We start from the raw sequence: 25394 nt of genomic DNA on the forward strand, positions 1-25394 counted from the left end.
CGATGGGGTTCGTCAGCTACGGGATGCTCGTGTCGATCGACGGGTTCGTCGCGGCTGCGGACGGGGACATCTCCGGGTTCCCCGCCCCCGGGCCCGAGCTGCACCGGGTCTTCAACGACGGGCAGCGGGCGGCCGCGCTGTCGGTCTACGGCAGCCGGATGTGGCGGATGATGGCGTACTGGGGCCGGCAGGATCCGGAGTGGGACGAGGTCGCGGAGGACTTCGCGCGGGCGTGGGTCGAGACTCCGAAGGTCGTCTTCTCGTCGACGGTGACGGAGGTGCCCGCGGGTGTGACGCTGATCGCCTCCGATGCGGTCGACGCGTTCCGCCGGATCACGGCCGAGACCGACGGGGCGATCGAGGTGAGCGGGCCGGCGCTGGCCGCGTCGCTCGGGGCGGCCGGGCTGATCGACGAGTACCGGCTCTACGTGCAGCCGTTCGTGCTGGGGAGCGGGACGCCGTACTTCGCGGCGGGGTTCCAGCCGAGGCTGCGGTTCCTCGACTGCGAGCAGCTGCCGGAGGGCGCGGTGCTGATGCGGTACGCGTCGCGGTGACGCATCCGTGACTGTGGCGGACGCCATCATCCTGAAGCACGCAGCGCAGTGAGCGGTGAAAGCGCTCAGGGCGCGTGACCGGGTCGGCGCTGCGTGTCAGGCTCGGTGGACACTGACGTCAGGAGCGCACCATGCAGGTCGGCATTCATTTCATGAACTTCACGCTGCCGGGGGGCAGTGCCGGGATCGCGCCGATCCTCGGGGCGACGGCGCGGACGGCGGAGGACATCGGCTGCGAGTGGTTCACGCTGATGGACCACTACTTCCAGATGGAGCAGTTCGCGACGAGCGAGGATCCGATGCTCGAGGGCTACACCTCGCTCGGGTTCGTCGCGGGACGGACGGAGCGGCTGCGGCTGGGGCTGCTCGTGACGGGCGTGACCTACCGGCACCCGGGGCTGCTGGCGAAGATCGTGACGACTCTCGACGTGCTGTCGGGCGGGCGGGCGATGCTCGGCATCGGGGCGGCCTGGTACGAGCGGGAGCACCTGGGGCTCGGCGTGCCGTACCCGGCGCTGAAGGAGCGGTTCGAGCGGCTCGAGGAGACGCTGCAGATCTGCAAGCAGATGTGGAGCGAGGACGACGGGCCGTACTCGGGGAAGCACTTCCAGCTGGCCGAGACGCTGAACCACCCGGAGCCGATTCAGCGGCCCGGGCCGCCGATCCTGATCGGGGGCAGCGGGGAGAAGAAGACGCTGCGGCTCGTCGCGGAGTACGGCGACGCCTGCAATCTGTTCGCGATCGGGGCGGAGGGTGTCGCGCACAAGCTCGACGTGCTGCGCCGGCACTGCGACGAGCTGGGGCGCGACTACGACGCGATCACGAAGACGATCATCGGCGGCGGGGACCCGGTCGGCGACCCGGACGGGTTCGTGCGGGCGATGGAGGAGTACGCGGCGCTGGGGATCTCGCTGGTCGAGCTCGCGCCGCAGGGGCCGGACCCGGAGGGGTACGTGGCGCGGTTGGGCGAGGGCGTCGTGGGGCGGCTGGCGGCGATCGGCTGAGGGCGGGCGGGTCTCGATACGCCGCTGGCGCGGCTACTCGACCAGCATGGAAGGGGCGCTTCGCGGCTGGTCGACCGGCATGGAGGGGCGCCGCATGCTGATCGAGTAGCCCGCGGAGCGGGCGTATCGAGATCCACCACCGTCAGAACGCGAGTCTTCGGACCCGCCCTGCTGGTGGTGGCGGGTCTCGATACGCCCCTGCGGGGCTACTCGACCAGCATGATGAGGCGCTGCGGGTCTACTGGACCAGCATGATGAGGCGCTGCGGGGCTACTGGACCAGCATGGAGGAGCCCAGCAGGGCTACTCGGCATCCGGCGTCAGGGGGTCGGGGTGCAGCCGCAGGTCTCGCCGAGGACGAGGGTGGTCGGCAGGCGGACGTGGCGGACGGGGGCGTCGGCGAGGGTCTCGTCGAGGAGCTCGAAGGCGATGCGGGCCATCTCGCGGACGGGGACGGCGACGGTGGTGACGCGGACGCCGCCGAGGAGGGCCTCGCGGATGCCGTCGAAGCCGACGATCGCGAGCTCGGCCGGGACGCGGATCCCCTCCTGGGAGGCGGCGCGGAGGAGGGCGAGGGCGTGCTCGTCGGTGGTGGCGAAGACGGCGCGTGGGCGCTCGGTGCGCAGGATGGTGCGGAGGGCGGCCTCGGCCGAGACGCGGTCCATCGGCACGCGGTGCAGGCGGCCGGCGGCGCCTCCCATCGCCTCGGCCCAGAAGCGGGCGCGGAGGCCGGAGGGGCCGAAGTCGTCGGGGCCGGTCACGCAGTGCACGTCGTCGTGGCCGTGGGCGAGCAGGTGCTCGACGGCGGCCCGGACGCCCTGCTCGTCGTCGAAGACGACGCTCGGCTCGGCGTAGGTGGGGGCCGCGGAGTGCAGGAAGACGCGGGGAGCGGTGTCGGCGGTGCTGGCCGGGTCGATGGTGATGAGGAGGATGCCGGCGGTGCGGAGGTCGGCGAAGGTGCGCTCGTAGCCGCGCTCCACCTCGGGGTCGTACTCGGTGTTGCCGAGGAGGGTCAGGAGCGAGCGGCGGCGGGCCTCGTGCTCGATCTCGCGCGCCAGCTCGCCGAAGAAGGCGTTCGAGGAGTCGGGGACGAGCAGGCCGACGAGGTTCGAGCGGCCGACGCTGAGCGCCTCGGCGAGGGAGTTGCGGCGGAAGCCGAGCTCGGTGATGGCGGTCTCGACGCGGGCGCGGAGCTCGGGGGAGACGGGGCGGGGGCCGTTGTTCACGACATAGCTGACGACCGTCGCGGAGGTGCCGGCCGAACGCGCCACATCGGCGAGGGTGGGGCGCCGGGAGCGGGCTGGCATCCGGTCAGCTTAAGGGAGGGGGGTGGGGACGGGGATCTCGATACGCCCGCTCCGCGGGCTACTCGATCAGCATGATGTGCGCGCGAGGCTCCGTCGGGATGACGGGGCGGGCTGCTCGAGCATGATGTGCGCGGGATGCTCGGTCGGCATGAGGGGGTTGGAGGCTCGGTCGGCCTGGGGGGCGGAGCGTCCTTGGTGGTCGAGTAGCGAGGAGCGCGTATCGAGACCGTGGTTTGCAGCAGGGGGATCTCGATACGCCCGCTGCGCGGGCTACTCGATCAGCATGATCCGCGCGGGGTGCCCGGTCGGCATGATCGGTCCAGCCGGCGAATGTTTCACATGGGCGTAATAAACGAGCGGGTGGGGGAAACGAGGCGCGACTATGGTCGCGCTAACCGCTTAGAACCGCCGACTCCCCTGGAGTGTCATGCACGCCACCCTCACTCCGCTGCGTCGCGCGGTGCCGCCCGCGACGGCGGCCGATGCGACCGGCGACTCGCGGGTCGTCCGCGCGCTGAGCCGCACCGCCTGGGCGCAGGCCGTGCTCCGCGCGGTCGCCGCGGCCTCCAACCTCTCCTTCGCGCACACCCGGGTCGCCGTGCTCGGGACCGGACCGCTGGCCGTCGAGCTGGCGACCAGGACTGCGGCGATGGGCGCACGCGTGGTCGTCGTCGGCGACGACCCGGTCGCGTTGGTCGAGATCGCTCAGCTCGGAGTCACGGTGCAGACGGCGGAGTCTGCCGAATTGCGGGATGCGACGATCGCGTTCGCGACGGGCGAGCGCCCGGAGCCGGTCGTGCCGGCGCTGCTCGGCGGCGGCGGTCCGCTGCTCCTGGTCGATGCGGCGGAGGAGCTCCCGGCCGTCACCGCGGTCACCGACCCGTCCTCCGGCCGCCCCGGGATCGACCGGATCGTGGACGCCGAGCGCGAGCTCTTCCTCCTGGTGGCGCGCGACGTCGCCGACGGCTCGGCCCGCCGCACCCGCGAGCAGCTGTCCGCGCGCTTCGCGGCTGCGGTCGACGCCGCCCGGGAGCAGGATCCCTCTCCCGACGACCTGCACGACCACGCCGACCGGGCCCTCGCGCTGGAGCTGCTCCGATGACCGCGCCGATCCGGGACGCCTCGCTCTGGCGGCAGGGGCAGGACAAGATCGACTGGGCCGCGCGCTTCATGCCGGTGACCCGCGGGATCGCCGGGCAGCTGCGCGAGAGCGGCACCGTGCGGGGCCTGCGGATCGGGCTGGTGCTCGTCCTCGAGCCGAAGACGGCGACGCTCGCGCTCGAGCTGGCGGCGGCCGGCGCCGACGTCAGCGTGATGTGCGGCGCCTCCAACACCCACGACGACACCGCGGCCGCCCTGCAGCACGCGGGGATCGCGGTCTTCGCCCGCTCGGACGCGAGTGCCGCCGACGACCGGGCGTTCGCGCTCGGGCTGCTCGACCGGCGCCCGGACATCCTGGTCGACGACGGCTCGTCGGTCACCCGGCTCGCGCACACCGACCGGCCCGCGGTCTTCGAGACCCTGCGCGGCGCGACGGAGGAGACCACCAGTGGGCTGCGGCCGCTGAGGGTGATGGAGCGCGAGGGCGCGCTGCGGATCCCGGTGCTCGCCGTCAACGACGCGCGCTGCAAGACCCTCTTCGACAACCGGCACGGCACGGGGCAGTCGACGCTCCTGACGATGCTCGACCTGCTCGCGACTCCGCTCGACCGCGCGCACGTGGTCGTCGCGGGCTTCGGGCCGGTCGGCCGCGGGGTCGCCCAGCACGCCCGGGCGCTCGGCGCCCGCGTGACGATCGCGGAGGTCGACCCGGTCCGCGCGCTCGAGGCGGTCTTCGCCGGCTACGACGTCGACGCGCTGCAGTCGGCGGCGGCCAGCGCCGACCTGCTGATCTCGGCGACCGGCATCGCGCACACCATCGACGTGGAGCACCTGCTCGCCCTGCCGGAGGGGGCGGCCGTGGCCGTCTCGGGCGGCGTCGCGCAGGAGATCGCGATCGACGCGGCGCTCGCCGCGGGCGCGACCCGGCAGAGCATCGGCCACGCGCTGGAGAGCTTCACGCTGCCCAACGGCCGCTCGATCGTCGTGCTCGACGACGGCGGCTGCATCAACTGCACCGCCGGTGAGGGGAACCCGATCGAGATCATGGACCTGTCCTTCGGCGTCCAGGTGGCCGCCGTCGACCTGCTCGCGCGGGAGGCGGGGAGCCTCGCACCGGCCGTGCACCTGCTCCCGCCCGAGGTCGACGACCGGGTCGCGCGCGCCAAGCTCGACGCGCTCGGGCTGCGGATCGACGCGCCGAGCAGCGCCCAGCGCGACTTCCTCGGCAGCTGGACGTCGACCGGTCGTCGGGCCGCGCCGCAGCGGGACGGGGCGCGCTCGTGACCGAGCTGCTGCGCCTCGAGGGCGTCTCCGTGACCTACCGCAACGCGGAGCAGCCGTCGCTGGTCGACGCGAGCTTCTCGGTGTCGAGCGGCGAGGTCGTGCTGGTCGCGGGGCCGTCCGGCTGCGGCAAGAGCACGCTGCTGCGGGTGCTGAACGGGCTCGTACCGCGCTCGTATCGCGCCGAGGTGACCGGGCGGATCGAGGTCGAGGGCCGCGACGCGGTTCCGCTCGCGCTGCGCGACATCTCGGAGGTGGTCGGCACGCTGCTGCAGGACCCGGGCAAGCAGGTCGTCGGGCACAGCGTGCTCGCCGAGATCGCGTTCGGGCTGGAGAACCGCGGGACGCCTCCCGCCGAGATCCGCGAGCGCGCGCACCGGGTCGCCGAGCGGCTCGGGCTGACCGCGCTGCTCGCGACGCCGCCGCACGAGCTCTCCGGCGGGCAGCTGCAGCTCGTCGCCTTCGCCGGGATCCTCGTGCTCGATCCGCGGGTGATCGTCATCGACGAGCCGCTGGCCAACCTCGATCCCGACGCGGCGGACGTGCTGCTGCGGGCGGTGCGCGCCTACGTCGACGGCGGCGGGGCGGCCGTGATCGTCGAGCACCGCGTCGACGAGGTGCTCGCGCTGCAGCCGGACCGCGTGGTCTACCTGGAGGAGGGACGGGTCGTCTTCTCCGGAGACGTCGCCGGATTCCTCGAGGTCGCGTCGCCGGAGTCGGTGAAGCTGCCGTTCGAGGCGCTGCTCGCCGGCGCCGCGGGGGAGGAGTCACCTGAAGAGGAGGCGCGGCCGGTGACGGCCGGTACCGCCCGCCTGCACTTCGACGGCGCCGAGCTCGGCTACGGCGCGCGGACGATCGTCGCCGCCGTCGACCGCCGCTTCCACGCGGGCGAGCGGGTCGCGATCCTCGGCCGGAACGGCGCCGGCAAGTCGACGCTGATGCGCGCGGCGGTCGGGCTGGTCGCGCCGACTCGCGGACGCGTCCTGCTGGACGACCGGCCGGTGCACGAGCTGACCGCGGCCGAGCTCGTCTCGACCTGCGGCTACCTCTTCCAGAACCCGGGCCAGGCGCTCTTCAGCGAGACGGTCGAGGCGGAGCTGGCCTTCGGGCCGCGCAATCTCGGGGTGCCGGCGGAGGAGATCCCCGCGATCGCCGATGCCGCGCTGCGCGCCGTGTCGCTCGACGACGTCCCGGGGATCCTGCAGCGGCCGCCGCGCACGCTCTCGTTCGGGCAGCAGCGCCGGCTCGCGGTTGCGCTCGCGCTGACCCTGCGGCCGCGGACGCTGATCCTCGATGAGCCGACGGCGGGGCAGGACGAGCGCTCCTCCCGTCACTTCCTCGACGCGGTCTGGGCGATCGACGGGATCGACAGCGTGTACTTCATCACCCACGACGTCGACATGGCGCTCGCCCGCGCCGACCGCGTGGTCGTCGTCGACGGCGGCGGGATCGTCGCCGACGCCAGCCCCGCCGAGGTCGTGCACGACACGGCGCTCTGGCACGGCCCGGGCGTCGACCCCGGCTCCTCCCGCGCGGTGCTGCGCGAGACCGACTTCGTGCGCGCCGCCCGGCGCCACGGACCCGCGAGCGGCCGCCTTCCGCGCCCGCTCGACCTTGCCCGGCGCCTCCGCCGCGCGCAGCAAGGCCCCGGCAGCACCCCCGACGCCAGCACCGCCGACCCCCGCTCCTCCGCCCCCCTCGAAAGGACACACCCGTGACCGCCACCACCTCCACCGCCGCGAAGACCGGCCCCTGGGCCGTTTCCTCCCGCACGATCGTCTTCGGCGCCGTCGGCGCCGCCCTCTACGGCGCACTCGGCGCCCTGAGCTTCGTGATCCCCGGGACGATGATCTCGATCCGCCCCGCGATCGCGATCATCCCCTTCGTCGGCCTGCGCTTCGGTCCGGTCGCCGGCTTCTTCACCGGCGCCGTCGGCAACGCGATCGTCGACCAGATCATGGGCTACGGCTTCCTCACCTACTGGAACTGGAGCATCGCGAACGGCCTGGTCGGCCTGCTCGCCGGACTGATCGGCTACTACGCGAAGGAGCCGCGCACCACCGGCCGCCAGCTCGTCTGGGCCGCCGCGATCGCGGTCGCCGCGGTCGTCGTCGGGCTGCTCTTCACCGCCACCGACTTCCTGTTCCTCGGTCAGACCTTCCAGTACTGGTTCTTCGGCTCCTACCTCCTGGCGATCCTCGCGACCGGAATCACCGCGGTGATCCTGGTGCCCGTGCTCGACCGGGTCTGGAAGCCGCTCCAGAACCTCGCCGGACGCTGACGGGCGCGCGAGATGGAGGTATCACCTCGGTATCTCGGCGGTGACTCCTTCCTCGGCCGTCGGGATCCGCGCGTGCTCATCCTGGTGCCGGTGATGTTCGTCATCACCGCCAGCCAGGTCCGCGACCTGCGCTGGATGGCGGCGCTCGCCGTCGTGGCGTTCGCGTACTACTTCAGCGCGCGGATCCCGTTCCGCGAGGTCCGCTCGAACTGGGCCGTCGTGGCCGTGTTCGTGCTGGTCTTCGCGGGCATCAACGGGCTCATCGTCGGCGCGACCGGCAACGGCGACCCCGAGGCCGGCGCGACGCTGTTCACCGTGCCGGTCGTGGGCCTGGCGATCACGGAGGGGGCGGTCTCCTACGCGGTCAATCTGCTGCTGCGCTTCCTTACGCTGGTCGCGGTCGGGTTCCCGCTCGCGTTCGCGATCCGCCCGGGGGACCTCGCCGTCGCCTTCGCGCGGCTCGGCGTGCCGGCGCGCTTCGCCTACGGGATCGATCTGACCTTCAAGTTCCTGCCCAGCGCGGCGTCGAACCTGCAGGAGACGGCCGCGGCCCAGCGCCTGCGCGGCTACGAGCGCGCGCAGACCCGGAATCCGATCCGGCGCCTGCGCGAGGTCGCGCCGCTGATGGTGCCGGTCACCATCTCGTCGTTCGTCGACGCGGAGGACACGGTCGACGCGCTCGATCTGCGCGGCTTCGGGACGCGCAAGCGCACCTGGCTGCGCGAGATCCGCTACACCCCGGTCGACTGGACGGTCACGGGCGCGGCGCTGCTGCTGGCGGTCGCCGCGACCACGGCGAGCCTCAGCGGGCTGATGCCGTCGGCGTGGATCCCGTGAGCGCCGCGGATCCGGTGGCCGGCGCCGTCTCGCTCGGGCGGGAGGGCGCCGGGAGCGCCACGTCGCTGCTCACCGTGCACAGTGCCGCGTGGGTGCTGCCCGTCGCGGGCGAGCCGGTGCGCGACGGGGCGGTCGCCGTGCGCGGTGAGCGGATCGTCGCGGTCGGTCCGCGGGATGCCGTGCTCGCCTCGCTCCGTGACGAGTCGCCCGCGGTGCGGGAGTGGCCGGGTGTGATCGTGCCGGGGCTCGTCAACGCGCACTCGCACCTGCAGTACACCTGCATGTCCGCGGTCGGCCGGGGTCGGTACACCGGCTTCGAGGATTGGTCGCGCGCGTTCCAGGAGGTGTACGAGCAGCCGCACGACTGGGGTGCGTCCGCCGCCGCCGGGCTCGAGATCGCGGTCTCGACCGGCACGACGGCGATCGCCGACATCGTCACCGACCTCGATGCACTGCGCGTGCTCGAGGACGGCCGCGTGCACGGGATCGCCTACTGGGAGCTGATGAGCCTCCTCGAGGACGACTGGCGCGGCAGCGGGCGCGCGATCACGGCGGAGCTGGTGCGCACCTCCGGCGTCACGCGGATCGGGCTCTCGCCGCACGCGCCGTACTCGCTGGACACCCCGGTGCTGAGCGACCTGACCGGGCTCTCGCAGGAGCTCGGCGTGCGCCGGCACCTGCACCTGGCCGAGTCGGCCTGGGAGGCGGAGTACACGATGCACGGCCGCGGCGATCTGGCGGAGCAGTGGCGCCGCTGGGGCTACGACGGCTTCCACCTGCTGCGCAACGGCGGCAGCGCGCTGCGGCCGGTGGCATACGCGGAGACGATCGGCGCGCTCGGCGACGACGTGCACATCGCGCACGGGATCTACGTGGACGCGGACGATCGGGCGACGCTCCGACGCACGGGCACCTCCGTCGCGCTGTGTCCGCGCTCGAACGCGGTGATCGGGCTCGACGAGGCGCCGGTCGCCGACTACCTCCGCGAGGGGAACGCGATCGCGGTGGGGACGGACTCGCTGTCGTCGACGCCGTCGCTCGACCTGCTCGGGGACGTGGCCGAGCTGTGCCGGATCGCGCGGGCGCAGGGGTACGCGGGCCGGGATCTGCACGCGCGGCTGCTCGCGGCGGCGACGCTCGGCGGCGCGGTGGCGATGGGGGCGGCGGAGTCGTTCGGCACGCTGGTGCCCGGAGCGCTCGCCGATCTCGCTGTACTGGCGGTGTCCGGCTCTTCTTCCGACGACGTGCTCGCCGCGGTCGTCGAGGCCGGCGAGGGGACCGCTCTCGCCACGATCATCTCCGGGGAGGTCCGATGGCAGGCGCAGATCTGAGCGGGTTCGTCGACCGGCTGAGCGTCGACGGGCGGGTGCTCGAGCGGGTGCGGCGGCCGGCGCTCGCCGAGTCGCTGGGGCTCGAGCCGCATCCCGAGGGCGGCTGGTACCGGCGGACGTGGGAGTCGCCGGAGCGGCTGACGCTCGTCGGCGTCGACGGCTCGGTGCGGGAGCGGCCGGCGGCGACGCTGATCGTGTTCCTGCTGCCGGCGGGCGAGGCGTCGGCGTGGCACCGGGTGTCGTCGGCGGAGACGTGGATCTGGAACGGGCCCGGGCGGGTGGCGCTGCAGTACGGCGGCCTCAGCGAGGAGCCGGAGGACGGCGAGACGGTGGTGCTCGGCTCGGCGTTCGAGGGGCTGCCGGTGCAGGCGCTGGTGCCGGCGGACGTGTGGCAGCGGACGCTGCCGTCGGCGGAGGACGCGGTGGTGAGCTGCCTGGTCTCGCCGGGCTTCGACTTCGCCGACTTCTCGATGCCGGAGTAGGGGCGCGGCGGGTCTCGATACGCCGCCGGAGGCGTCTACTCGACCAGCAGGGAACGGCCCGCGGAGGGGGCTGCTCGCCCGCGTGGAAGGGCCCGCTGCGCGGGCCGCTCGACCGGCATGGACGGGTCTGCCGCATGCTGATCGAGTAGGCCGCGGAGCGGGCGTATCGAGATCCACCGTCGTCAGACGACGAGTCTGCAGACCCGCCCTGATGGTGACGGCGGGTCTCGATACGCCCCTGCGGGGCTACTCGACCAGCATGTCTGCGGGTGTCTCTTCCAAGTAGATCCACCACCGTCAGAACACGAGTCTGCAGACCCGTCCTGCTGGCGACGGCGGGTCGCGATACGCCCCTGCGGGGCTACTCGACCACCATGGCGCGGCGGCGCCGCGTCCTTTCCCTCACCATCGAGACGCGAAGCGGCTTCGCCGCTCGATACGCCGCGGCGGGGCTACTCGACCAGCATGGTCGCCGCTGATCGCCTGCTCGTAGGAGCGCCGGTCCGAGCGGATCGCGTTCGGCTTCCCGCGGGCGGGCGGCGGATCCGGTGCCGGCGAGGTGCTGTCAGGAGCGAAGCCGCGATCGGTGGTCATCGGGACGGACAGTGACGTGAATGCGCCATTGGTGTGCTTCGGCCGCCCGGAATTCGCCTGGTGCGGCGCTAGGGCCCCACGCTCGTCGACAGGCGTGCCGATGCGGATCCGATCTCGACCCGGTCGGGCGCCGATATGAGCCGCGGCGGCGGACGCACCTCGACCCTCAGGAGACACCTTCATGACGCACGACGAAATCCCCGCAACGACCTCGGCGGACGACCGCGCGGTCAGACGGCGCTCGCTCGTCGCCACCGGGGTCTGGACGCTGCCCGTCGTCGCTATGGCGACGGCGGCGCCGTCCGCAGCAGCATCTCTCTCTCGTGCGGTGTGCCCGAGCGTCGCCGAGGCCTACCAGTGGGGACGTCTGGACAACGGCAACGGCAATCAGGGGCCGTCCGGCTTCGAGGAGGAGGACGGCGTCGTCTTCTTCCGCCAGGGGTCGGACAATGCGAAGTGGTTCTTGGGAGTCGACTTGGACGTCACACTGGGGGCCTACATGGCGGTCACCACGGGTACCACGTACACCTTCGCGTTCCGGGCCGGTGGAAACAAAGCGAGGGGTATCCCTCCCGAGGCTCGCGGGCCGCAGTCCGTTCGCTTCGAAATCGAGGGGGCTGTCGTCTCACCCGTGTACAGCACCGATACGAGCCAGATCGGCGGCGTGCAGCTGAGCAAGGAATTCTCCTGGGGCGACTACTCCTTCGAGTGGGTGGCGAAGACCACGGGAGCGGTCAACGTCCGCTGGCACTTCACCGTGCCCGGAAAACGGAGCTCGCAAAGGCTGGGGTTCGACGACATCCGCGTCACGATGCCGGTCATCACCTGCTCATAGCGGGACCGGTCCGGTCTGTGGAGCTCCTCGCAATGGATCCGCCGTCACGAGGACTCGTGCCGCCGGTATCGTGAGCCGCATCATGCCCGTCGACTCCGCGCTCGAGGCCGCCGGCTCCGGGACCCGTCTCCAGCGCCGCGTGGCCGAGGGGCTCGGGCGCGAGATCGCCTCGGGGATCCGACCGGCGGACTCGCAGATCGTGCCCGAGGAGATCGGCCGCCGGTACGACGTGTCGCGGACCGTGGTGCGCGAGGCCTTCCGCGCTCTCGAGGCGCGAGGGATGATCCGGGCCCGCCCGCGCGCGGGGACGCAGGTCCAGCCGGTGAGCTCCTGGAACCTCCTCGATCCCGACGTCATCCAGTGGCGGGCCACCGGGCCGGCCGCGGAGACGCAGCTGCAGGAACTCCTCGTGCTGCGCGAGGCCGTCGAGCCGGCCGCGGCCCGGCTCTTCGCGTCGCGCGGCGGGACGGCTCAGCGGGAGGAGTTGTCGGCCGCGGCGGCGGAGCTCGCTCTGGCGGCCGAGGCGCGATCGCTGCCGCGGTTCACGGCTGCCGACCAGAGCTTCCACCGGATCCTGGTCGAGGGATCGGGCACCGCGGTGCTCACCCAGCTGCTCGGCACCATCGCCGCGGCGCTGGACAGCAGGTACGGCAGCGGCGTTCCGACCTTCACCGCCGCCACCGATCGAGCGGTCGACCAGCATCGGCGGCTCGCGGCGGCGATCGCGACCGGCGACGCCGATGCCGCGGAGCACGAGGCGCGCGCGCTCGTCCAGGCCTCCGCCGCGGAGATCCGGGCGACGTCGGTCAGCGCCGGATCGGTCTGAGTCGGAACGATCGGCGATGCCGTCGTCCGGCGACGATCACTCCGGGCTCGCGAGGCCCTCGTACGCGCGGCTGGGGATCTGCGTGGCGAGCTTGCCGCCGCTGATGTCGACGAGCGTGCCGGTGATGTAGCCCGCCGCGTCACTGGAGAGGAAGCAGAGCAGGTCGGCGATGTCGTCGGGAGTGCCCCAGCGGCGCAGGCTCAGCGTGTCGAGGAGGCGCGCCTTCGCCGCGTCCGGCATGTCCGCGAAGCCGTTCATCGCGGTGGGGATCATCCCCGGCGCGTAGGCGTTGACGGTGATGCCCCACGGCCCGAGCTCGCCGGCGAGGACCCGGGTGAACTGCACGACCGCCGCCTTCGACGCTCCGTAGGCGGCGGCGCCGATGCTCGGGACGATCGCCGCGAACGAGGCGGCGTTGATGATGCGGCCGCGGCCGCGCGCCTTCATGACGGGGATGACGGCCTGCGACACGAGGAAGGTGCCGCGGACGTTCACGTCGAACGCGGCGTCCCAGCGCGCGGGGTCGAGGGACTCGACGGTGCCCTCGACGTTGATGCCGGCGTTGTTGACCAGCACGTCGACGTGGCCGAAGCGCTCGACGACGGCGTCGATCGCGGCCCGCACCGAGGTCGGATCCGTGACGTCGCAGACCAGCTGCTCCACGTCGTCCGCGGCAGGGGACGGGAAGGCCAGGTCGAGGGCGGCGACCCGCGCGCCCTCCGCCGTGAAGCGGTCGACGATCGCCCGGCCGATGCCGCGCCCGCCTCCGGTGACCACGACGACCAGACCGGTGAGATCGATGAGCACGGCAGCCTCCTATTAGTATGATTAATCGATCGTCACCGTAGCATCGAAGGGACGCCAGATGGACACCGAAGTCGCTCGCAGAGTCGCCTGGATCACGGGAGCCGGTTCCGGAATCGGAGCCGCGTCGGCCGAGCGCCTGGCGGCGTCGGGCTGGACGGTGGTGCTCAGCGGCAGGTCGCGCGAGCGCCTCGACGCGGTCGCCGAGCGGATCGGGAGCGCCGGCGGGGACGCCCTCGTCGTCCCCCTGGACGTGGGCGACCAGCGGGCAGTGGGTGCCGCTCGCGACGCGGTGCTGGCGGCGACCGGCCGCATCGACGCGCTCGTCCTGTCGGCCGGGCTCAACTCCCCGCGGCGGACCTGGGGGGACCAGCGGATGGGCGAGCTCGAGGAGATCGTGCGCACCAATCTGCTGGGGCCGGTGGGCGTCATCGACGCGGCCCTGCCCGAGCTGAGGGAGCACGCCGGCGCGGTCGTGCTGGTCTCCTCGTACTCGGCCTGGGCGTTCGCGCCGATCGCGGGGGTCGGCTACAGCGCGAGCAAGAAGGCGCTGGCCGAGGTCGCCCGCACGCTGAACGCCCAGGAGGCCGCCGCCGGGATCCGCGCCTGCCACCTCTGCCCCGGCGACGTCGCGACGGACTTCCTCCGCCACCGGCCCCAGGTCCCGGACGATCAGGCTCGCGCCCGGATGCTCGCGCCGGACGACGTCGCCCGCGCGGTCGAGTTCGTCATCGAGTCCCCGGCCCACGTCCGCATCGACGAGCTGGTGATCTCGCCGGTCTCGCAGCGCTGACGGCGTCCCTGCTGATCGAGTAGCCCGCGACGCGGGCGTATCGAGATCCACCAGCGTCGAAGGCGGAGTCTGCAGACCCACCGTGCTGATGACGGTGGGTCTCGATACGCCCCTGCGGGGCTACTCGACCAGCATGAAAGGACCTGTTCGTCCTTCATCGGCGGGCCTGTTCGACCAGCATGAGAGGCGTATCGAGACGCCGGGTCAGCCGGAGGACTCGCGGGGGACCAGGCGCACGGGCATGGAGCGGACGCCCGGCGTCGGGCGGCCGTGGATCGCGTGGGAGAGCTCCTCGGCGGCCGCGCGGCCGAGGGCCTCGAGCTGCATGTCGATGCTGGTGAGCGGGGGGCGGGCGGCCTCGACGAGGAGGTCCCAGTTGTCGAAGCCGACGACGGCGACGTCGCGGGGCACCGGATGGCCGCTCTCGCGCAGGTGGTCGAGGGCGCCGCGGGCGATCTGGTCGCTCGCGCAGAGGATCGCGTCGAGGTCCGGGTGCGCGGCCAGCAGCGACTCGGCGCACTGGCGGCCCCAGCTCTCCGACCACTGCCCGTAGAGCACGTCGCCGCCGACCAGCGGGAGGCCCGCCTCCGTCAGCGCCCGCTCGACGCCGCGGGCCCGGTCGTGCGCGGCGGTGTAGCTGGGCTCTCCGTTGATCAGCGCGATGCGGGTGCGACCGCGCTCGATCAGGTGGCGGGCGGCGAGCACGCCGGCGAGTGTGTTGTCGGGCGTGAACGAGGAGTCGCGCTCGTCCTCGGAGGGCGCGTAGGCGTAGACGACGGGGACGGGGATCGTCGCGGTGATCGACGGGCGGGGGTTGGTCGTCCGGCCGAGCACGACGATCCCGTCGACGCGCTTGGCCAGCAGGTTCTTGATGTGGTGCTGCTCGCGGATCGAGTCGCCGCGGGCGTCGCAGAGGAACACCGAGGTCGAGCCGGCGCCGAACGCGTCCTCGGCGCCCAGCAGCACGGGCAGCACGAAGCGGTTGTCGAGGTCGTTGGTGAGCATCCCGATCGTGCCGGTGCGGCGCGAGTTGAGGGCCTGCGCGAACGGGTTCGGGGTGAAGGAGAGCGCGGCGGCGGCGTCGAGCACCTTCTGGCGCGTCTCGGCGCGGACCTGGTCGCGGCCGTTCAGTGCCTTGGAGGCGGTGGCGATCGAGACGCCGGCCTCGCGGGCGACGTCGGTCAGCGTGATGGTGCCCGTGGGCTTGCGCGGCGCGATGACGTCCTCCTTCCGCGGGACGCCCGGTGCGCCCTGGACGATCCTCGCACAGGATCGCGCGCCCCGAAAACACCGAAAACACGACAACTCTTGACGCGGTCTTCCCCCCGTGTCTACCTTGAACCCGCAGAAAGTAGTTTCGGTCCGGCGCACCGCCGAGGTCCGATCAGCATCACCCGTCAACGACGAAGGGAACATCCGCGATGAAGAGGAAGCACACTCGGGGCCTCGCCGCCGCCGTCCTGCTCGGGACCGCAGCCGCAGCACTGACCGGCTGCGCGGGAGGCTCGGGAGGCGACTCCTCCGCCGCCGGCGGCACCTACACGTTCTGGGACCCGTACCCCCAGTTCGACGAGTCGTCCGACTGGGCGAAGCTCATCGACTCCTGCGGCACCGAGGCCGGCGTCACCGTCGAGCGCACGGGTTACGACACCACCGACCTGACCAACAAGGCGCTCCTCGCCGGTCAGCAGGGCAGCTCGCCCGACATCCTGCTCGTCGACAACCCGGTCGTCTCCACGCTCGCCGAGTCGGGGATCCTGACCACCACCGCCGAGAACGGCCTCGAGACCGGCGACATCGACGCGAACATCCTGGCCGCGGGCGAGGTCGGCGGCGACACCTTCGGCGTCCCGATCGGCGCGAACACGCTCGCGCTGTACTACAACAAGACCGTGCTGGCCACGGCCGGCGTCGACGTCGCCTCGATCACCGACTGGGCGAGCCTCACCGCCGCGCTCGAGAAGGTCACCGCGTCGGGCGGCAAGGGCATCACGTTCTCGGGCATCGGCACCGAGGAGGGCACGTTCCAGTTCCTGCCCTGGTTCTGGGGCTCCGGCGCCGAGCTGACCGAGCTCGACTCGGCCGACGCCGTGGACGCGGTCTCGCTCTGGACCGACTGGCTGGAGAAGGGCTACGCACCCAACTCGGTGATCGGCAACACGCAGACCACCAGCTGGCAGGAGTTCGAGACCGGCGAGTACGCGTTCGGCGAGAACGGCACCTGGCAGCTCGCCAACGCGAAGGCCTCGGGCATCGACTACGGCATCCTCACCATCCCGGCGAAGGACGGCGGCTCGGCCCCCGCACCGACCGGCGGCGAGTTCCTCACCCTGCCCGTGCAGAAGGACGAGGCGCGCTACGAGACGTCGACCGCGATCGCCGAGTGCCTCACCTCGACGGACAACCTCGTGACGACCGATGACACGCTGTCGTACATCGCGCCGACGGCCGCGGCGCAGGAGGCGCAGGTCGCCGGGAACGCCGACCTCGAGCCCTGGGTCGAGGCCGTCCAGGCCGCGAAGGGCCGCACCTCGGACGACCTCGGGACGAAGTACCCGAAGATCTCCGAGCAGCTCTGGTCCGCGGTGCAGACCGCGCTGAGCGGCTCGCAGTCGCCGGCGGATGCGCTGAAAGCGGCGCAGTCGGCGGCCGCGTCCGCGACGCAGTGATGAGTGGTGTGGAGCCCCTTGCTGATCGAGTAGCCCGCTCTGCGGGCGTATCGAGATCCGCCGGCGTCGGAGAGGTGGTCTGCAGAACCGAGGTTCTTGCGGTGGTGGGTCTCGATACGCCCCTGCGGGGCTACTCGACCAGCAGGCAGGGCCCCGCCGGGGCGCTCCAGACTCGGGAGGGATCATGACGACGGCCACTGAGACGGGGCGGCTGCTGCGCCGCGAGGCGGAGCCGGGGGTCGCGGCCGTCGCGGCCCCGGCGCCCAGGCGGCGGCGGCCGGGCGGGCAGCTCGCGGCGTGGGCGTTCCTCGCCCCGCTCGTCGTCTACCTGCTCGTGTTCTACGCCTTCCCGCTCTATCGCAACCTCGAGCTGAGCCTGAAGGACTACACGGTCCGCTCCTTCGTCCAGGGCAACGCCCCGTTCGTCTGGTTCGACAACTACGTGCAGGTCTTCCAGGACCCGACCTTCGGCCCGGCGCTGCTGCACACCGCGGTGTTCACGGGAGTCTCGCTGATCTTCCAGTTCACGCTGGGGCTCGCGCTGGCGGTCTTCTTCTACCGGCGCTTCCCGCTCGCGAGCACGCTCCGGGCGCTGTTCCTGGTGCCGTGGCTGCTGCCGCTGATCGTCTCGGCGTCGACCTGGTCGTGGATGCTGAACAGCGACTCCGGGATCGTCAACGCGTTCCTCGAGTCGTTCGGGATCGGGCAGATCAACTGGCTGACCTCGCCGTCGACCTCGCTGATCGCGGTGCTGATCGCCAACATCTGGATCGGCATCCCGTTCAACCTGGTGATCCTCTACTCCGGGCTGCAGAACATCTCGCAGGACCTCTACGAGGCGGCCTCGCTCGACGGCGCGACCGGCGCCCAGCAGTTCTGGCGGATCACGCTGCCGCTGCTGCGCCCGGTGTCGGCGATCACGATCCTGCTCGGCCTCGTCTACACGCTGAAGGTGTTCGACATCATCTGGATCATGACGAAGGGCGGTCCGGCCGACTCGTCGACGACCCTGGCGACCTGGACCTATCAGCTCGGCTTCGGCTCGATGCTGCCCGACTTCGGTCCGGCGGCGGCGGTCGGCAACCTGCTGATCATCCTCGCCCTGGTCTTCGGCCTGATCTACATCCGCGTCCAGCGGAAGCAGGCCGACGCATGAGCGCCCGGCGCCCCTGGTGGCTGACCCTCGTGGGCGTCCTGCTCACCGCGATCATGCTGTTCCCGGTCTACTGGATGATCAACGTCTCGCTCACGCAGACCGGATCGATGCGGAAGGATCCGCCGGACTGGTTCCCGTTCGCGCCCACCTTCTCGGGCTACCAGGCCGTGCTGAGCGAGCAGCTGCCGTACCTCGGTACCAGCCTCATCGTCGGACTCGGCACGGTGCTGCTGACCGTGGCGATCGCCGCTCCGGCCGCGTACTCGCTCGCGAAGCTGCGGCCGCGCGGCGGGCAGGGGCTCTCGTTCGTCCTCCTGATCGCGCAGATGATCCCGGCGATCATCATGGCGATGGGCTTCTACGCCATCTACCTCAACCTGGGGCTGCTGAACTCGATCCCCGGGCTGATCGTGGCCGACTCGACCATCGCGGTGCCGTTCGGCGTGCTGATCTTCACCGCGTTCATGTCCGGCATCCCGGACGAGCTGACCCAGGCCGCGCGGATGGACGGCGCGAGCGCCTGGCGCACCTTCACCTCGGTGATCATGCCGATCAGCCGCAACTCCGTCGTCACGGTGTCGCTCTTCGCGTTCCTCTGGGCCTGGTCGGACTTCATCTTCGCGTCGACCCTCGACAGCGGCGGGAAGCTCCAGCCGATCACGCTCGGCATCTACAAGTACATCGGCAACAACAACCAGGAGTGGAACTCGATCATGGCGACCGCCGTGGTCGCCTCGCTCCCGGCCGCCCTCCTCCTCGTCGTCGCCCAGCGGTACGTCTCGGCGGGTGTCACCGCCGGTGCCGTCAAGGACTGACCCTCTTCCTCCTAGGAGATCCTCGTGACCCTGACCACCACGGTCGCCCTCGGCGGCCCCGTCGCCCCGACCGCCGGCGCGCTCCGGCCGCTGCGCCAGGACGAGATCCGGCTGACCGGCGGCTTCTGGCAGCACTACCAGCGGCTCGGCGCGGACGCCGTGATCGGCCACTGCCTGAGCTGGATCGAGCGGGTCGGCTGGGCCGGCAACTTCGACCGCGCGGCGGCGGGGACGATCTCCTCAGCGGTCGGCGGCGACGAGCACGCGGGCATCGAGTTCGTCGACTCGGAGGTCTACAAGCTGCTCGAGGCGATGGCCTGGGAGCTGGGCCGCTCCGACGATCCGGAGCTCGCCGCGCAGTACGAGGCGCTGGTGCTGCGGGTCGCGGGGGCCCAGGAGGAGGACGGCTACCTGCACACGAGCTTCGGCCGGCCGGGGCAGCGGGCGCGCTACTCCGACCTGGAGTGGGGGCACGAGCTGTACTGCTTCGGGCACCTGATCCAGGCCGCCGTGGCGCGGCTGCGCACCGGGCACGACGACCTGCTGCCGGCCGTGGCGCGGCGGCTGGCCGACCACGTGACCGAGGTCTTCGGGGCGGAGGGACGCGTCGCGGTCTGCGGGCACCCCGAGATCGAGCCGGCGCTCGCCGAGCTCGCGCGGGCCACCGGCGACGGGCGGTACCTGGAGCAGGCGCGGCTGTTCGTCGAGCGGCGCGGCACGGGGACGCTCGGGGCGATCGCCTTCGGGCCCGAGTACTTCCAGGACGACGTGCCGGTGCGCTCGGCGGAGGTGCTGCGCGGGCACGCGGTGCGGGCGCTGTACCTCTCCGCGGGGGCGCTCGACGTCGCGGTGGAGACGGGCGACGCGGAGCTCGAGGCCGCCGTGGGGCGGCAGTGGGCGGCGACGGTCGCGCGCCGCACATACCTGACGGGCGGGATGGGCTCGCACCACCAGGACGAGGCGTTCGGCGCCGACTACGAGCTGCCGCCGGACCGCGCCTACGCCGAGACCTGCGCGGCGATCGCGTCGAACATGCTGTCGTGGCGGCTGCTGCTCCGCTCGGACGACGCGGCCTACGCGGATCTGATGGAGCGGACGCTGCTGAACGCGGTGCTGCCCGCGACCCGGGAGGACGGGCGCGCCTTCTTCTACACGAACACGCTGCAGCAGCGGGTCGACGGCGTGGCGCCGGACGAGAGCGTCGAGACCGACCGGGCGCAGTCGAGCCTGCGGGCGCCGTGGTTCTGGGTGTCCTGCTGTCCGACGAACACCGCGCGGACCCTCGCGAGCGTGGAGCTGAGCTTCGCGACGGCGACGGACGACGGGGTGCAGCTGCACCAGTACGGGGCGTACCGGGTGACGACGGGCGACGTGTCGCTCGAGGTGGAGACCGCGTATCCGGAGGACGGCGAGATCGCGGTGCGGATCCTGGCGGACGCGGAGTTCGCGCTGACGCTGCGGGTCCCGCCGTTCGCGCGCGGGACGGCGCTGCTGGACGGGCAGGCGGTGGACGCGGGGCTGTCGACGGTGACGGTGCGGCGGGCGTTCGCGGCGGGGGACGTGGTGCGGCTGTCGCTGCCGATGCCGGCGCGCTTCGTGACGCCGCACCCGCGGATCGACGCGGTGCGCGGCCAGGTCGCGGTGGAGCGCGGGCCGTTCGTGCTGGCGCTGGAGTCGCTGGAGCTGCCGGACGGGCTCGACACGGAGCACGTCGCGGTGGACGCCGAGGTCTCGCCGGTCGCTGTCGGCGACGGCGCCCGGGTGGCGCTCGTGCGCCGCGACGCCCCGGCGTCCGCGTGGCCGTACTCCGTCCCTCCGGAGCTCGGCGAGCGCTTCACCGCGGAGTTCCGCCCCTACTACCGCTGGGCCAACCGTGGCCCCTCCACGATGCGCATCTGGACGCCCACCCTCTGACGCGCCTGCCGCGAGATGCCACTTGTGCGCGCCTTTCGCGGCGTGTCGCGCGCACAAGTGGCATCTCGCGGCGCACTCGCGTCGCCCGTCGACGCACATGTTGGTCGAGTAGCCCCGGAGGGGCGTATCGAGACCCGGCGCCCTCAGCGGAGCGGGTCTGCAGACCTGCGTGCTGACAGTGGTGGATCTCGATACGCCCGCTCCGCGGGCTACTCGATCAGCAAGGAGGGCCCGCTCCGCGGGCTGCTCGATCAGCAAGGAGGGGCGCTGCTCGATCGGCGCGGCGCGCTGCCGCGAGATGCCACTTGTGCGCGCCTTTTGCGGCGTGTCGGGTGCACAAGTGGCATCTCGCGGAGGGGGTCAGTGCTCGCGGCGGGAGGGGACGTCGGCCGGGGTCTCCAGGGGGGCGTCCTGGACGGTGGCGCGGTCGGACGTGGAGCGGTCGCCGCGGGTCTTCAGGAGGCTGGCGATCGTGGCGACGGCGATCGTCGAGCCGATGAAGGTGAGCGAGAACCAGATCGGGATCTCGGGGACCCAGAGCAGGGGCTCGCCGCCGTTGATGAACGGGACCTCGTTGACGTGGAGGGCGTGGAAGACGAGCTTCACGGCGATGAAGCCGAGGATGACGGCCAGGCCCTGGCTGAGGTAGACGAGGCGCTCGAGCAGGCCGCCGATCAGGAAGAACAGCTGGCGCAGGCCCATCAGCGCGAAGGCGTTCGCGGTGAAGACGATGTAGGCCTCGTTGGTCAGTCCGTAGATGGCGGGGATCGAGTCGAGCGCGAAGACGAGGTCGATGAAGCCGATGGCGACGATGGTCAGCAGCATCGGGGTGACGAAGCGGCGGCCGTCCTTCTTCACGGTCAGCTTGTCGCCGTGGTACTCGTCGGTGACGGGGAGGATGCGGCGCACCAGGCGCATGAAGGCGTTGTTCGAGGGGTCGCCGTGGTCGCCCTTGATCTGCTGGTAGGCCAGCACGAAGAGCAGGGCGCCGAAGAGGTAGAAGACCCAGGAGAAGTTCTCGATCAGGGCCGCGCCGACCGCGATGAATCCGCCGCGCATGATCAGCGCGATGACGATGCCGATCATCAGCACCTTCTGCTGGTAGATCTTCGGCACCGCGAAGCCGGTCATGATGATCAGGAAGAGGAAGAGGTTGTCGAGCGACAGCGCCTTCTCGGTGAGATAGCCGGCGAAGTACTCGCCGCCGTAGCGCCAGTCGGCGACGAAGCCGATCCCGACGCCGAAGAGCAGCGCGAGGCCGATGTAGAAGGCGGACCAGCGGGCGGACTCGCCGATGGTCGGCTCGTGCGGCTTCCGCACGTGGGCGAAGAACTCGTAGACGAAGAAGGCGATCGTCACGGCGATGGTGATCAGCCAGATGACGGGTGTGATCTGCACGGGGGTGCTCCAAGGGGTGGTCGATGACGGACCAAGGTCTCCTCCACTCCGACCACGACCTCTCGGAGGTGGTGGCGGAGCCGATGGCCCGGGACACGCTCTCGCATCCGTAATGACGGGCTCACCGCAGTCGGGAGTACTCCCCTTGCTGTCTGCGATTCTACTCAGGGACCGCCCACGCCAGGCTGGGAGAGTACCGACACGTCGCTTCTGGATCCATCCGGCTCTATATTGGATCCAGCGGCAGCGTGCCGCGCGAGAGGCGGCGCATGGCCATCCAGACGGTCCTCGGCCCGATCGAGGCGGCGGACCTCGGCGTCGTGTCGATGCACGAGCACCTGCTGACCGACGCGAGCGCGCTGCAGCGGCCCGGCGTCGAGGCGCTCGATCCGGACGCCCCGGTCACCGCCGAGCTCGCGGCCGCCCTGCGCTGGAGCCAGCTCGCGCTCGCCGACAACCTCCGCCTCGACGACGTCGAGCTGCTCGCCGACGAGCTGCGCGCGGGAGCGTCCGCGGGGCTCACCGCCGCCGTCGACCTCAGCTCGCTGGGCTTCGGTCCCGACCACGCGCGCCTTCCCGCCCTGTCCGAGCTAGCGGGAGTGGCGATCGTGGCCGGCTACGGCGCCTACCTCCCGCGGCTGCTGCCCGAGTGGTACCTCGCGCTCGACCTCGACGGCCGCACCGCGCTCTTCACCCGGGCGCTGACGGAGGCGATCCCGGGCACGACCTACCGCGCGGGCCTGCTCGGGCTGATGGGCACGACCGGCGCCTTCGGGACGCCCGACGGGGAGCAGGAGCGGATCAGCCTCACCGCCGCGGCCCGCGCGGCCGCCGCGACCGGCTCGGCGATCACCGTCCGACTCGCCGCCGACGCCCGCAACGGACTCGAGGTGCTCGCGCACGTCGTCGCCGAGGGAGTGGATCCCTCTCGCGTCGTGTTCAGCACGGTCGACGAGTTCCTCGACCTGCCCTACCTCCGCGACCTCGGTGAGGCCGGCGCCGTGCTGGAGCTCTGCTTCGGCAACGAGGGCGCGCACGTCGGCCGGATCCGCAACGCGAGCGATCCGCAGCGCCTGGACGCGCTGCTGGAGCTGCTCGGCACGGACCCCGCCATCCGCTGGGTCCTCGGCCACAGCACCTGGACGAAGGGCCAGCTGCGCCGCTTCGGCGGGCACGGCTTCGACCACCTCGGTGCGCGCGTCCTGCCGGGGCTCCGCGCGCTCGGCGTCGCGGACGACGTGCTGCGGCGGATGAGCGTCGAGGAGCCGGCGCGGCTGCTCGACCGGCACTGATCCGCCCGGCCCTGATCCGACCGGCCCTCACCGACCACTCCGGCCCCGACGACTCCGGCCCCGACCCGGCCCCCGATGAGAGAGACGCACACCCCATGAGAGACACGCTCGCCCCCCTCGCGCCGATCGAGCCCTTCCTCGTCGACGGCGCCTGGCTCGCGCCCGAGGGGGCGGAGCTGCTCGACGTCGTCGACCCCGCCACGGAGGAGCTGCTCACCCGCGTCCCGCAGGCCGGCCCCGCCGAGATCGAGGCGGCCGTCACCGCCGCCCGCCGCGCGCACGACGACGCGCGCTGGAGCGGGATGAGCCCGCACGACCGCAGTCGCATCCTGAACCGCATCGCCGACCTGATCGAGGAGCGCCTCGAGGAGCTCGCGGTGCTCGAGACCCGTGACAACGGCAAGCCGATCGAGCGCTCGCGCGCCGACACCGCGACCTCGGCCCGCGTCTTCCGCTACTACGCCGGCGCCCCCTCGCGGCTGACCGGCACGGTCGTGCCCGTCGACGCGCAGCACCACGTCTACACGACGCTCGAGCCGGTCGGAGTCGCGGCGCTGATCCTGCCGTGGAACTTCCCGATCATGACGGCGAGCTTCAAGCTGGCGCCGGCGCTCGCCGCGGGCTGCACCGTGGTCGTGAAGCCGGCGGAGCAGACTCCGCTGACGATGCTGCGCCTCGCGGCGATCTGCGAGGAGGCGGGCGTCCCCGCGGGAGTCGTCAACGTGCTCACCGGCGACGGCCGGGTCGGCGCGGCGCTCACCGAGCACCCGCTGGTCAGCAAGGTGTCCTTCACCGGCAGCACCGAGGTCGGCCGGAAGGTGATGCGCGCCGCGAGCGAGGACTTCACCCGCTTGACTCTGGAACTGGGCGGCAAGAGCCCGAACATCGTGTTCGAGGACGCGGACCTGGACGCCGTCGTGCTGACCGCGATGCGCGCGTCGTTCGGCCACTCCGGCCAGATGTGCACGGCGGGCAGCCGGCTGCTGGTGCAGCGCTCGATCCTCGAGGAGACGACGGAGCGGCTGACCGCGGCGGTGCGGAAGGTCGCGCTCGGCGACGGGCTGGCCGGCGGGGTGACCGTGGGTCCGCTCGTGTCCGAGGAGCAGCGGCAGCAGGTGCTCGGCTACATCGCGCAGGGCGAGGCGGAGGGCGCGGTCGTCGCGGTGGGCGGCGGCGTGCCGGACCGGCCGGGCTACTACGTGGAGCCGACGCTGTTCACCGGCGTCACGAACACGATGACCATCGCGCGCGAGGAGATCTTCGGCCCGGTCGTCGGCATCATCCCGTTCGAGGACGAGGACGAGGCGGTGGCCCTCGCCAACGACCAGACCTACGGCCTCGCCGCCGGGGTGTGGACGAACGACCTGGCGCGGGCGCACCGGATGGGGCGGCGGCTGCGCGCGGGGACGGTGTGGGTCAACACCTACAACCTGTTCGACCCGGCGCTGTCGTTCGGCGGCGTGGGGGAGTCCGGGATGGGGCGCGATCTGGGCGAGGAGGCGCTGCGCTCGTTCTGCGAGCTGAAGAGCGTGGTGATCGCGCTCTAGAGCGGCCTCGGGTGCGCAGGAGTTGTCGTAGCGGGGGCTCGAGTACGACAACTCGTGAGGAGTGGGTGAGGTAGCGCCGCGCCCCTTCATGCTGGTCGAGTAGCCCCGCAGGGGCGTATCGAGACCCGGTGCCACCAGAGGGGCGGGTCTGCAGACTCGCTCTGCTGACGCTGGGGGATCTCGATACGCCCTCCGCGAGGGCTACTCGATCACCATGGACTCCTCACCGCCGCAGGGTCAGGCGTCCTAGGAGAACCGCCGTCATCAGCAGGGCGGGTATGACGATTCAGCTCTGGACGCCGGTGGGTCTACTGGGAAGGGATGCCCGCACACATGCTGGTCGAGTAGCCCGCAGGGGCGTATCGAGACCCGCCGTCACCAGAAGGGCGGGTTTGCAGGCTCTTGTTCTGACGCTGGTGGATCTACTGGGAAGAGACGCCCGCAGAACATGCTGGTCGAGTAGCCCCGCAGGGGCGTATCGAGACCCACCACCGCAGGAACGTCGGTCTCTTCCCCGCCCTGCGCTGGCGCCGAAGGCGCACCCTCCGCTCGATACGACCGCTTCGCGGGCTGC

Annotated in this window: 22 protein-coding genes; 18 read left to right on the forward strand and 4 right to left on the reverse strand. The window is 72.0% G+C overall.

What is annotated here, in order from left to right; translation table 11 throughout:
- Positions 1-2: 2 nt before the first annotated feature.
- Together HQQ86_RS14700 and HQQ86_RS14705 are read left to right on the forward strand one after the other, a co-directional pair.
- Positions 3-554 (forward strand): dihydrofolate reductase family protein, encoded by a 552-nt coding sequence (locus HQQ86_RS14700; protein ID WP_173289008.1) that lies wholly within the window; start codon positions 3-5, stop codon positions 552-554.
- Between the two features lie 131 nt (positions 555-685).
- Positions 686-1558 (forward strand): LLM class F420-dependent oxidoreductase, encoded by an 873-nt coding sequence (locus HQQ86_RS14705; RefSeq protein ID WP_173289009.1) that lies wholly within the window; start codon positions 686-688, stop codon positions 1556-1558.
- A gap of 319 nt (positions 1559-1877) precedes the next feature.
- Here HQQ86_RS14705 and HQQ86_RS14710 read toward each other — a convergent pair whose 3' ends face one another.
- Positions 1878-2864 (reverse strand): LacI family DNA-binding transcriptional regulator, encoded by a 987-nt coding sequence (locus HQQ86_RS14710; RefSeq protein WP_173289010.1) that lies wholly within the window; start codon positions 2862-2864, stop codon positions 1878-1880.
- 427 nt (positions 2865-3291) lie between these two features.
- On the opposite strand from HQQ86_RS14710, the gene HQQ86_RS14715 reads away from it, so the two are divergent.
- The 9 genes from HQQ86_RS14715 (at position 3292) to HQQ86_RS14755 (ending at position 12432) form a co-directional block, all read left to right on the forward strand.
- Positions 3292-3966 (forward strand): NAD-binding protein, encoded by a 675-nt coding sequence (locus HQQ86_RS14715; protein WP_173289011.1) that lies wholly within the window; start codon positions 3292-3294, stop codon positions 3964-3966.
- Positions 3963-5249 carry an adenosylhomocysteinase gene (locus HQQ86_RS14720; protein WP_173289012.1) on the forward strand — a complete coding sequence of 429 codons (1287 nt, stop codon included), beginning with the start codon at positions 3963-3965 and terminating at the stop codon, positions 5247-5249. The genes HQQ86_RS14715 and HQQ86_RS14720 overlap by 4 nt, the downstream gene beginning before the upstream one ends.
- Complete coding sequence (locus HQQ86_RS14725) at positions 5246-6964, forward strand: ABC transporter ATP-binding protein (RefSeq protein ID WP_173289013.1); 1719 nt, start codon at positions 5246-5248, stop codon at positions 6962-6964. Before HQQ86_RS14720 ends, HQQ86_RS14725 begins: the two co-directional genes overlap by 4 nt.
- Positions 6961-7527: an ECF transporter S component gene (locus HQQ86_RS14730; RefSeq protein ID WP_123447291.1), complete on the forward strand. Its 567-nt coding sequence runs from the start codon at positions 6961-6963 to the stop codon at positions 7525-7527. Before HQQ86_RS14725 ends, HQQ86_RS14730 begins: the two co-directional genes overlap by 4 nt.
- A gap of 72 nt (positions 7528-7599) precedes the next feature.
- Positions 7600-8364 carry an energy-coupling factor transporter transmembrane component T gene (locus HQQ86_RS14735; protein WP_173289014.1) on the forward strand — a complete coding sequence of 255 codons (765 nt, stop codon included), beginning with the start codon at positions 7600-7602 and terminating at the stop codon, positions 8362-8364.
- On the forward strand, positions 8361-9695 hold the full coding sequence (locus tag HQQ86_RS14740) for an amidohydrolase family protein (protein ID WP_367948670.1): 1335 nt from the start codon (positions 8361-8363) through the stop codon (positions 9693-9695). Before HQQ86_RS14735 ends, HQQ86_RS14740 begins: the two co-directional genes overlap by 4 nt.
- Positions 9677-10177, forward strand: a complete 501-nt coding sequence (locus HQQ86_RS14745) for a cupin domain-containing protein (protein WP_173289015.1) — start codon at positions 9677-9679, stop codon at positions 10175-10177. The genes HQQ86_RS14740 and HQQ86_RS14745 overlap by 19 nt, the downstream gene beginning before the upstream one ends.
- 775 nt (positions 10178-10952) lie before the next feature.
- Positions 10953-11606, forward strand: a complete 654-nt coding sequence (locus tag HQQ86_RS14750; protein ID WP_173289016.1) for a hypothetical protein — start codon at positions 10953-10955, stop codon at positions 11604-11606.
- An 82-nt stretch (positions 11607-11688) separates the two neighbouring features.
- Positions 11689-12432, forward strand: a complete 744-nt coding sequence (locus HQQ86_RS14755; RefSeq protein WP_173289017.1) for a FadR/GntR family transcriptional regulator — start codon at positions 11689-11691, stop codon at positions 12430-12432.
- Positions 12433-12468: 36 nt separating this feature from the next.
- Here HQQ86_RS14755 and HQQ86_RS14760 read toward each other — a convergent pair whose 3' ends face one another.
- Complete coding sequence (locus HQQ86_RS14760) at positions 12469-13239, reverse strand: SDR family NAD(P)-dependent oxidoreductase (RefSeq protein WP_173289018.1); 771 nt, start codon at positions 13237-13239, stop codon at positions 12469-12471.
- Between the two features lie 58 nt (positions 13240-13297).
- On the opposite strand from HQQ86_RS14760, the gene HQQ86_RS14765 reads away from it, so the two are divergent.
- Positions 13298-14029 (forward strand): SDR family oxidoreductase, encoded by a 732-nt coding sequence (locus HQQ86_RS14765; protein WP_173289019.1) that lies wholly within the window; start codon positions 13298-13300, stop codon positions 14027-14029.
- Positions 14030-14233: 204 nt separating this feature from the next.
- On the opposite strand, the gene HQQ86_RS14770 is transcribed toward HQQ86_RS14765, so the two are convergent.
- Positions 14234-15334, reverse strand: a complete 1101-nt coding sequence (locus tag HQQ86_RS14770; protein ID WP_254072133.1) for a LacI family DNA-binding transcriptional regulator — start codon at positions 15332-15334, stop codon at positions 14234-14236.
- Between the two features lie 116 nt (positions 15335-15450).
- On the opposite strand from HQQ86_RS14770, the gene HQQ86_RS14775 reads away from it, so the two are divergent.
- The 4 genes from HQQ86_RS14775 to HQQ86_RS14790 all read left to right on the forward strand — a co-directional run bounded on the left by HQQ86_RS14775 (position 15451) and on the right by HQQ86_RS14790 (position 20583).
- Positions 15451-16698 (forward strand): extracellular solute-binding protein, encoded by a 1248-nt coding sequence (locus tag HQQ86_RS14775; RefSeq protein ID WP_173289021.1) that lies wholly within the window; start codon positions 15451-15453, stop codon positions 16696-16698.
- A 184-nt stretch (positions 16699-16882) separates the two neighbouring features.
- Positions 16883-17854, forward strand: coding sequence for a carbohydrate ABC transporter permease (locus tag HQQ86_RS14780; protein ID WP_173289022.1), 972 nt, complete (start codon positions 16883-16885; stop codon positions 17852-17854).
- Positions 17851-18669 (forward strand): carbohydrate ABC transporter permease, encoded by an 819-nt coding sequence (locus HQQ86_RS14785; protein WP_159423915.1) that lies wholly within the window; start codon positions 17851-17853, stop codon positions 18667-18669. The genes HQQ86_RS14780 and HQQ86_RS14785 overlap by 4 nt, the downstream gene beginning before the upstream one ends.
- 24 nt (positions 18670-18693) lie before the next feature.
- Entirely contained in the window at positions 18694-20583 is a 1890-nt protein-coding gene (locus HQQ86_RS14790) for a beta-L-arabinofuranosidase domain-containing protein (protein WP_173289023.1), read from the forward strand.
- Positions 20584-20943: 360 nt separating this feature from the next.
- Here HQQ86_RS14790 and HQQ86_RS14795 read toward each other — a convergent pair whose 3' ends face one another.
- Complete coding sequence (locus HQQ86_RS14795) at positions 20944-21981, reverse strand: TerC family protein (protein ID WP_173289024.1); 1038 nt, start codon at positions 21979-21981, stop codon at positions 20944-20946.
- A gap of 269 nt (positions 21982-22250) precedes the next feature.
- On the opposite strand from HQQ86_RS14795, the gene HQQ86_RS14800 reads away from it, so the two are divergent.
- Both HQQ86_RS14800 and HQQ86_RS14805 read left to right on the forward strand, forming a co-directional pair.
- On the forward strand, positions 22251-23273 hold the full coding sequence (locus HQQ86_RS14800) for a phosphotriesterase (protein WP_173289025.1): 1023 nt from the start codon (positions 22251-22253) through the stop codon (positions 23271-23273).
- 95 nt (positions 23274-23368) lie between these two features.
- On the forward strand, positions 23369-24820 hold the full coding sequence (locus HQQ86_RS14805) for an aldehyde dehydrogenase (protein WP_173289026.1): 1452 nt from the start codon (positions 23369-23371) through the stop codon (positions 24818-24820).
- The last annotated feature ends 574 nt before the right edge of the window (positions 24821-25394 follow it).

This window comes from Rathayibacter sp. VKM Ac-2857 (genome assembly GCF_013205025.1).
Lineage (GTDB): Bacteria > Actinomycetota > Actinomycetes > Actinomycetales > Microbacteriaceae > Rathayibacter.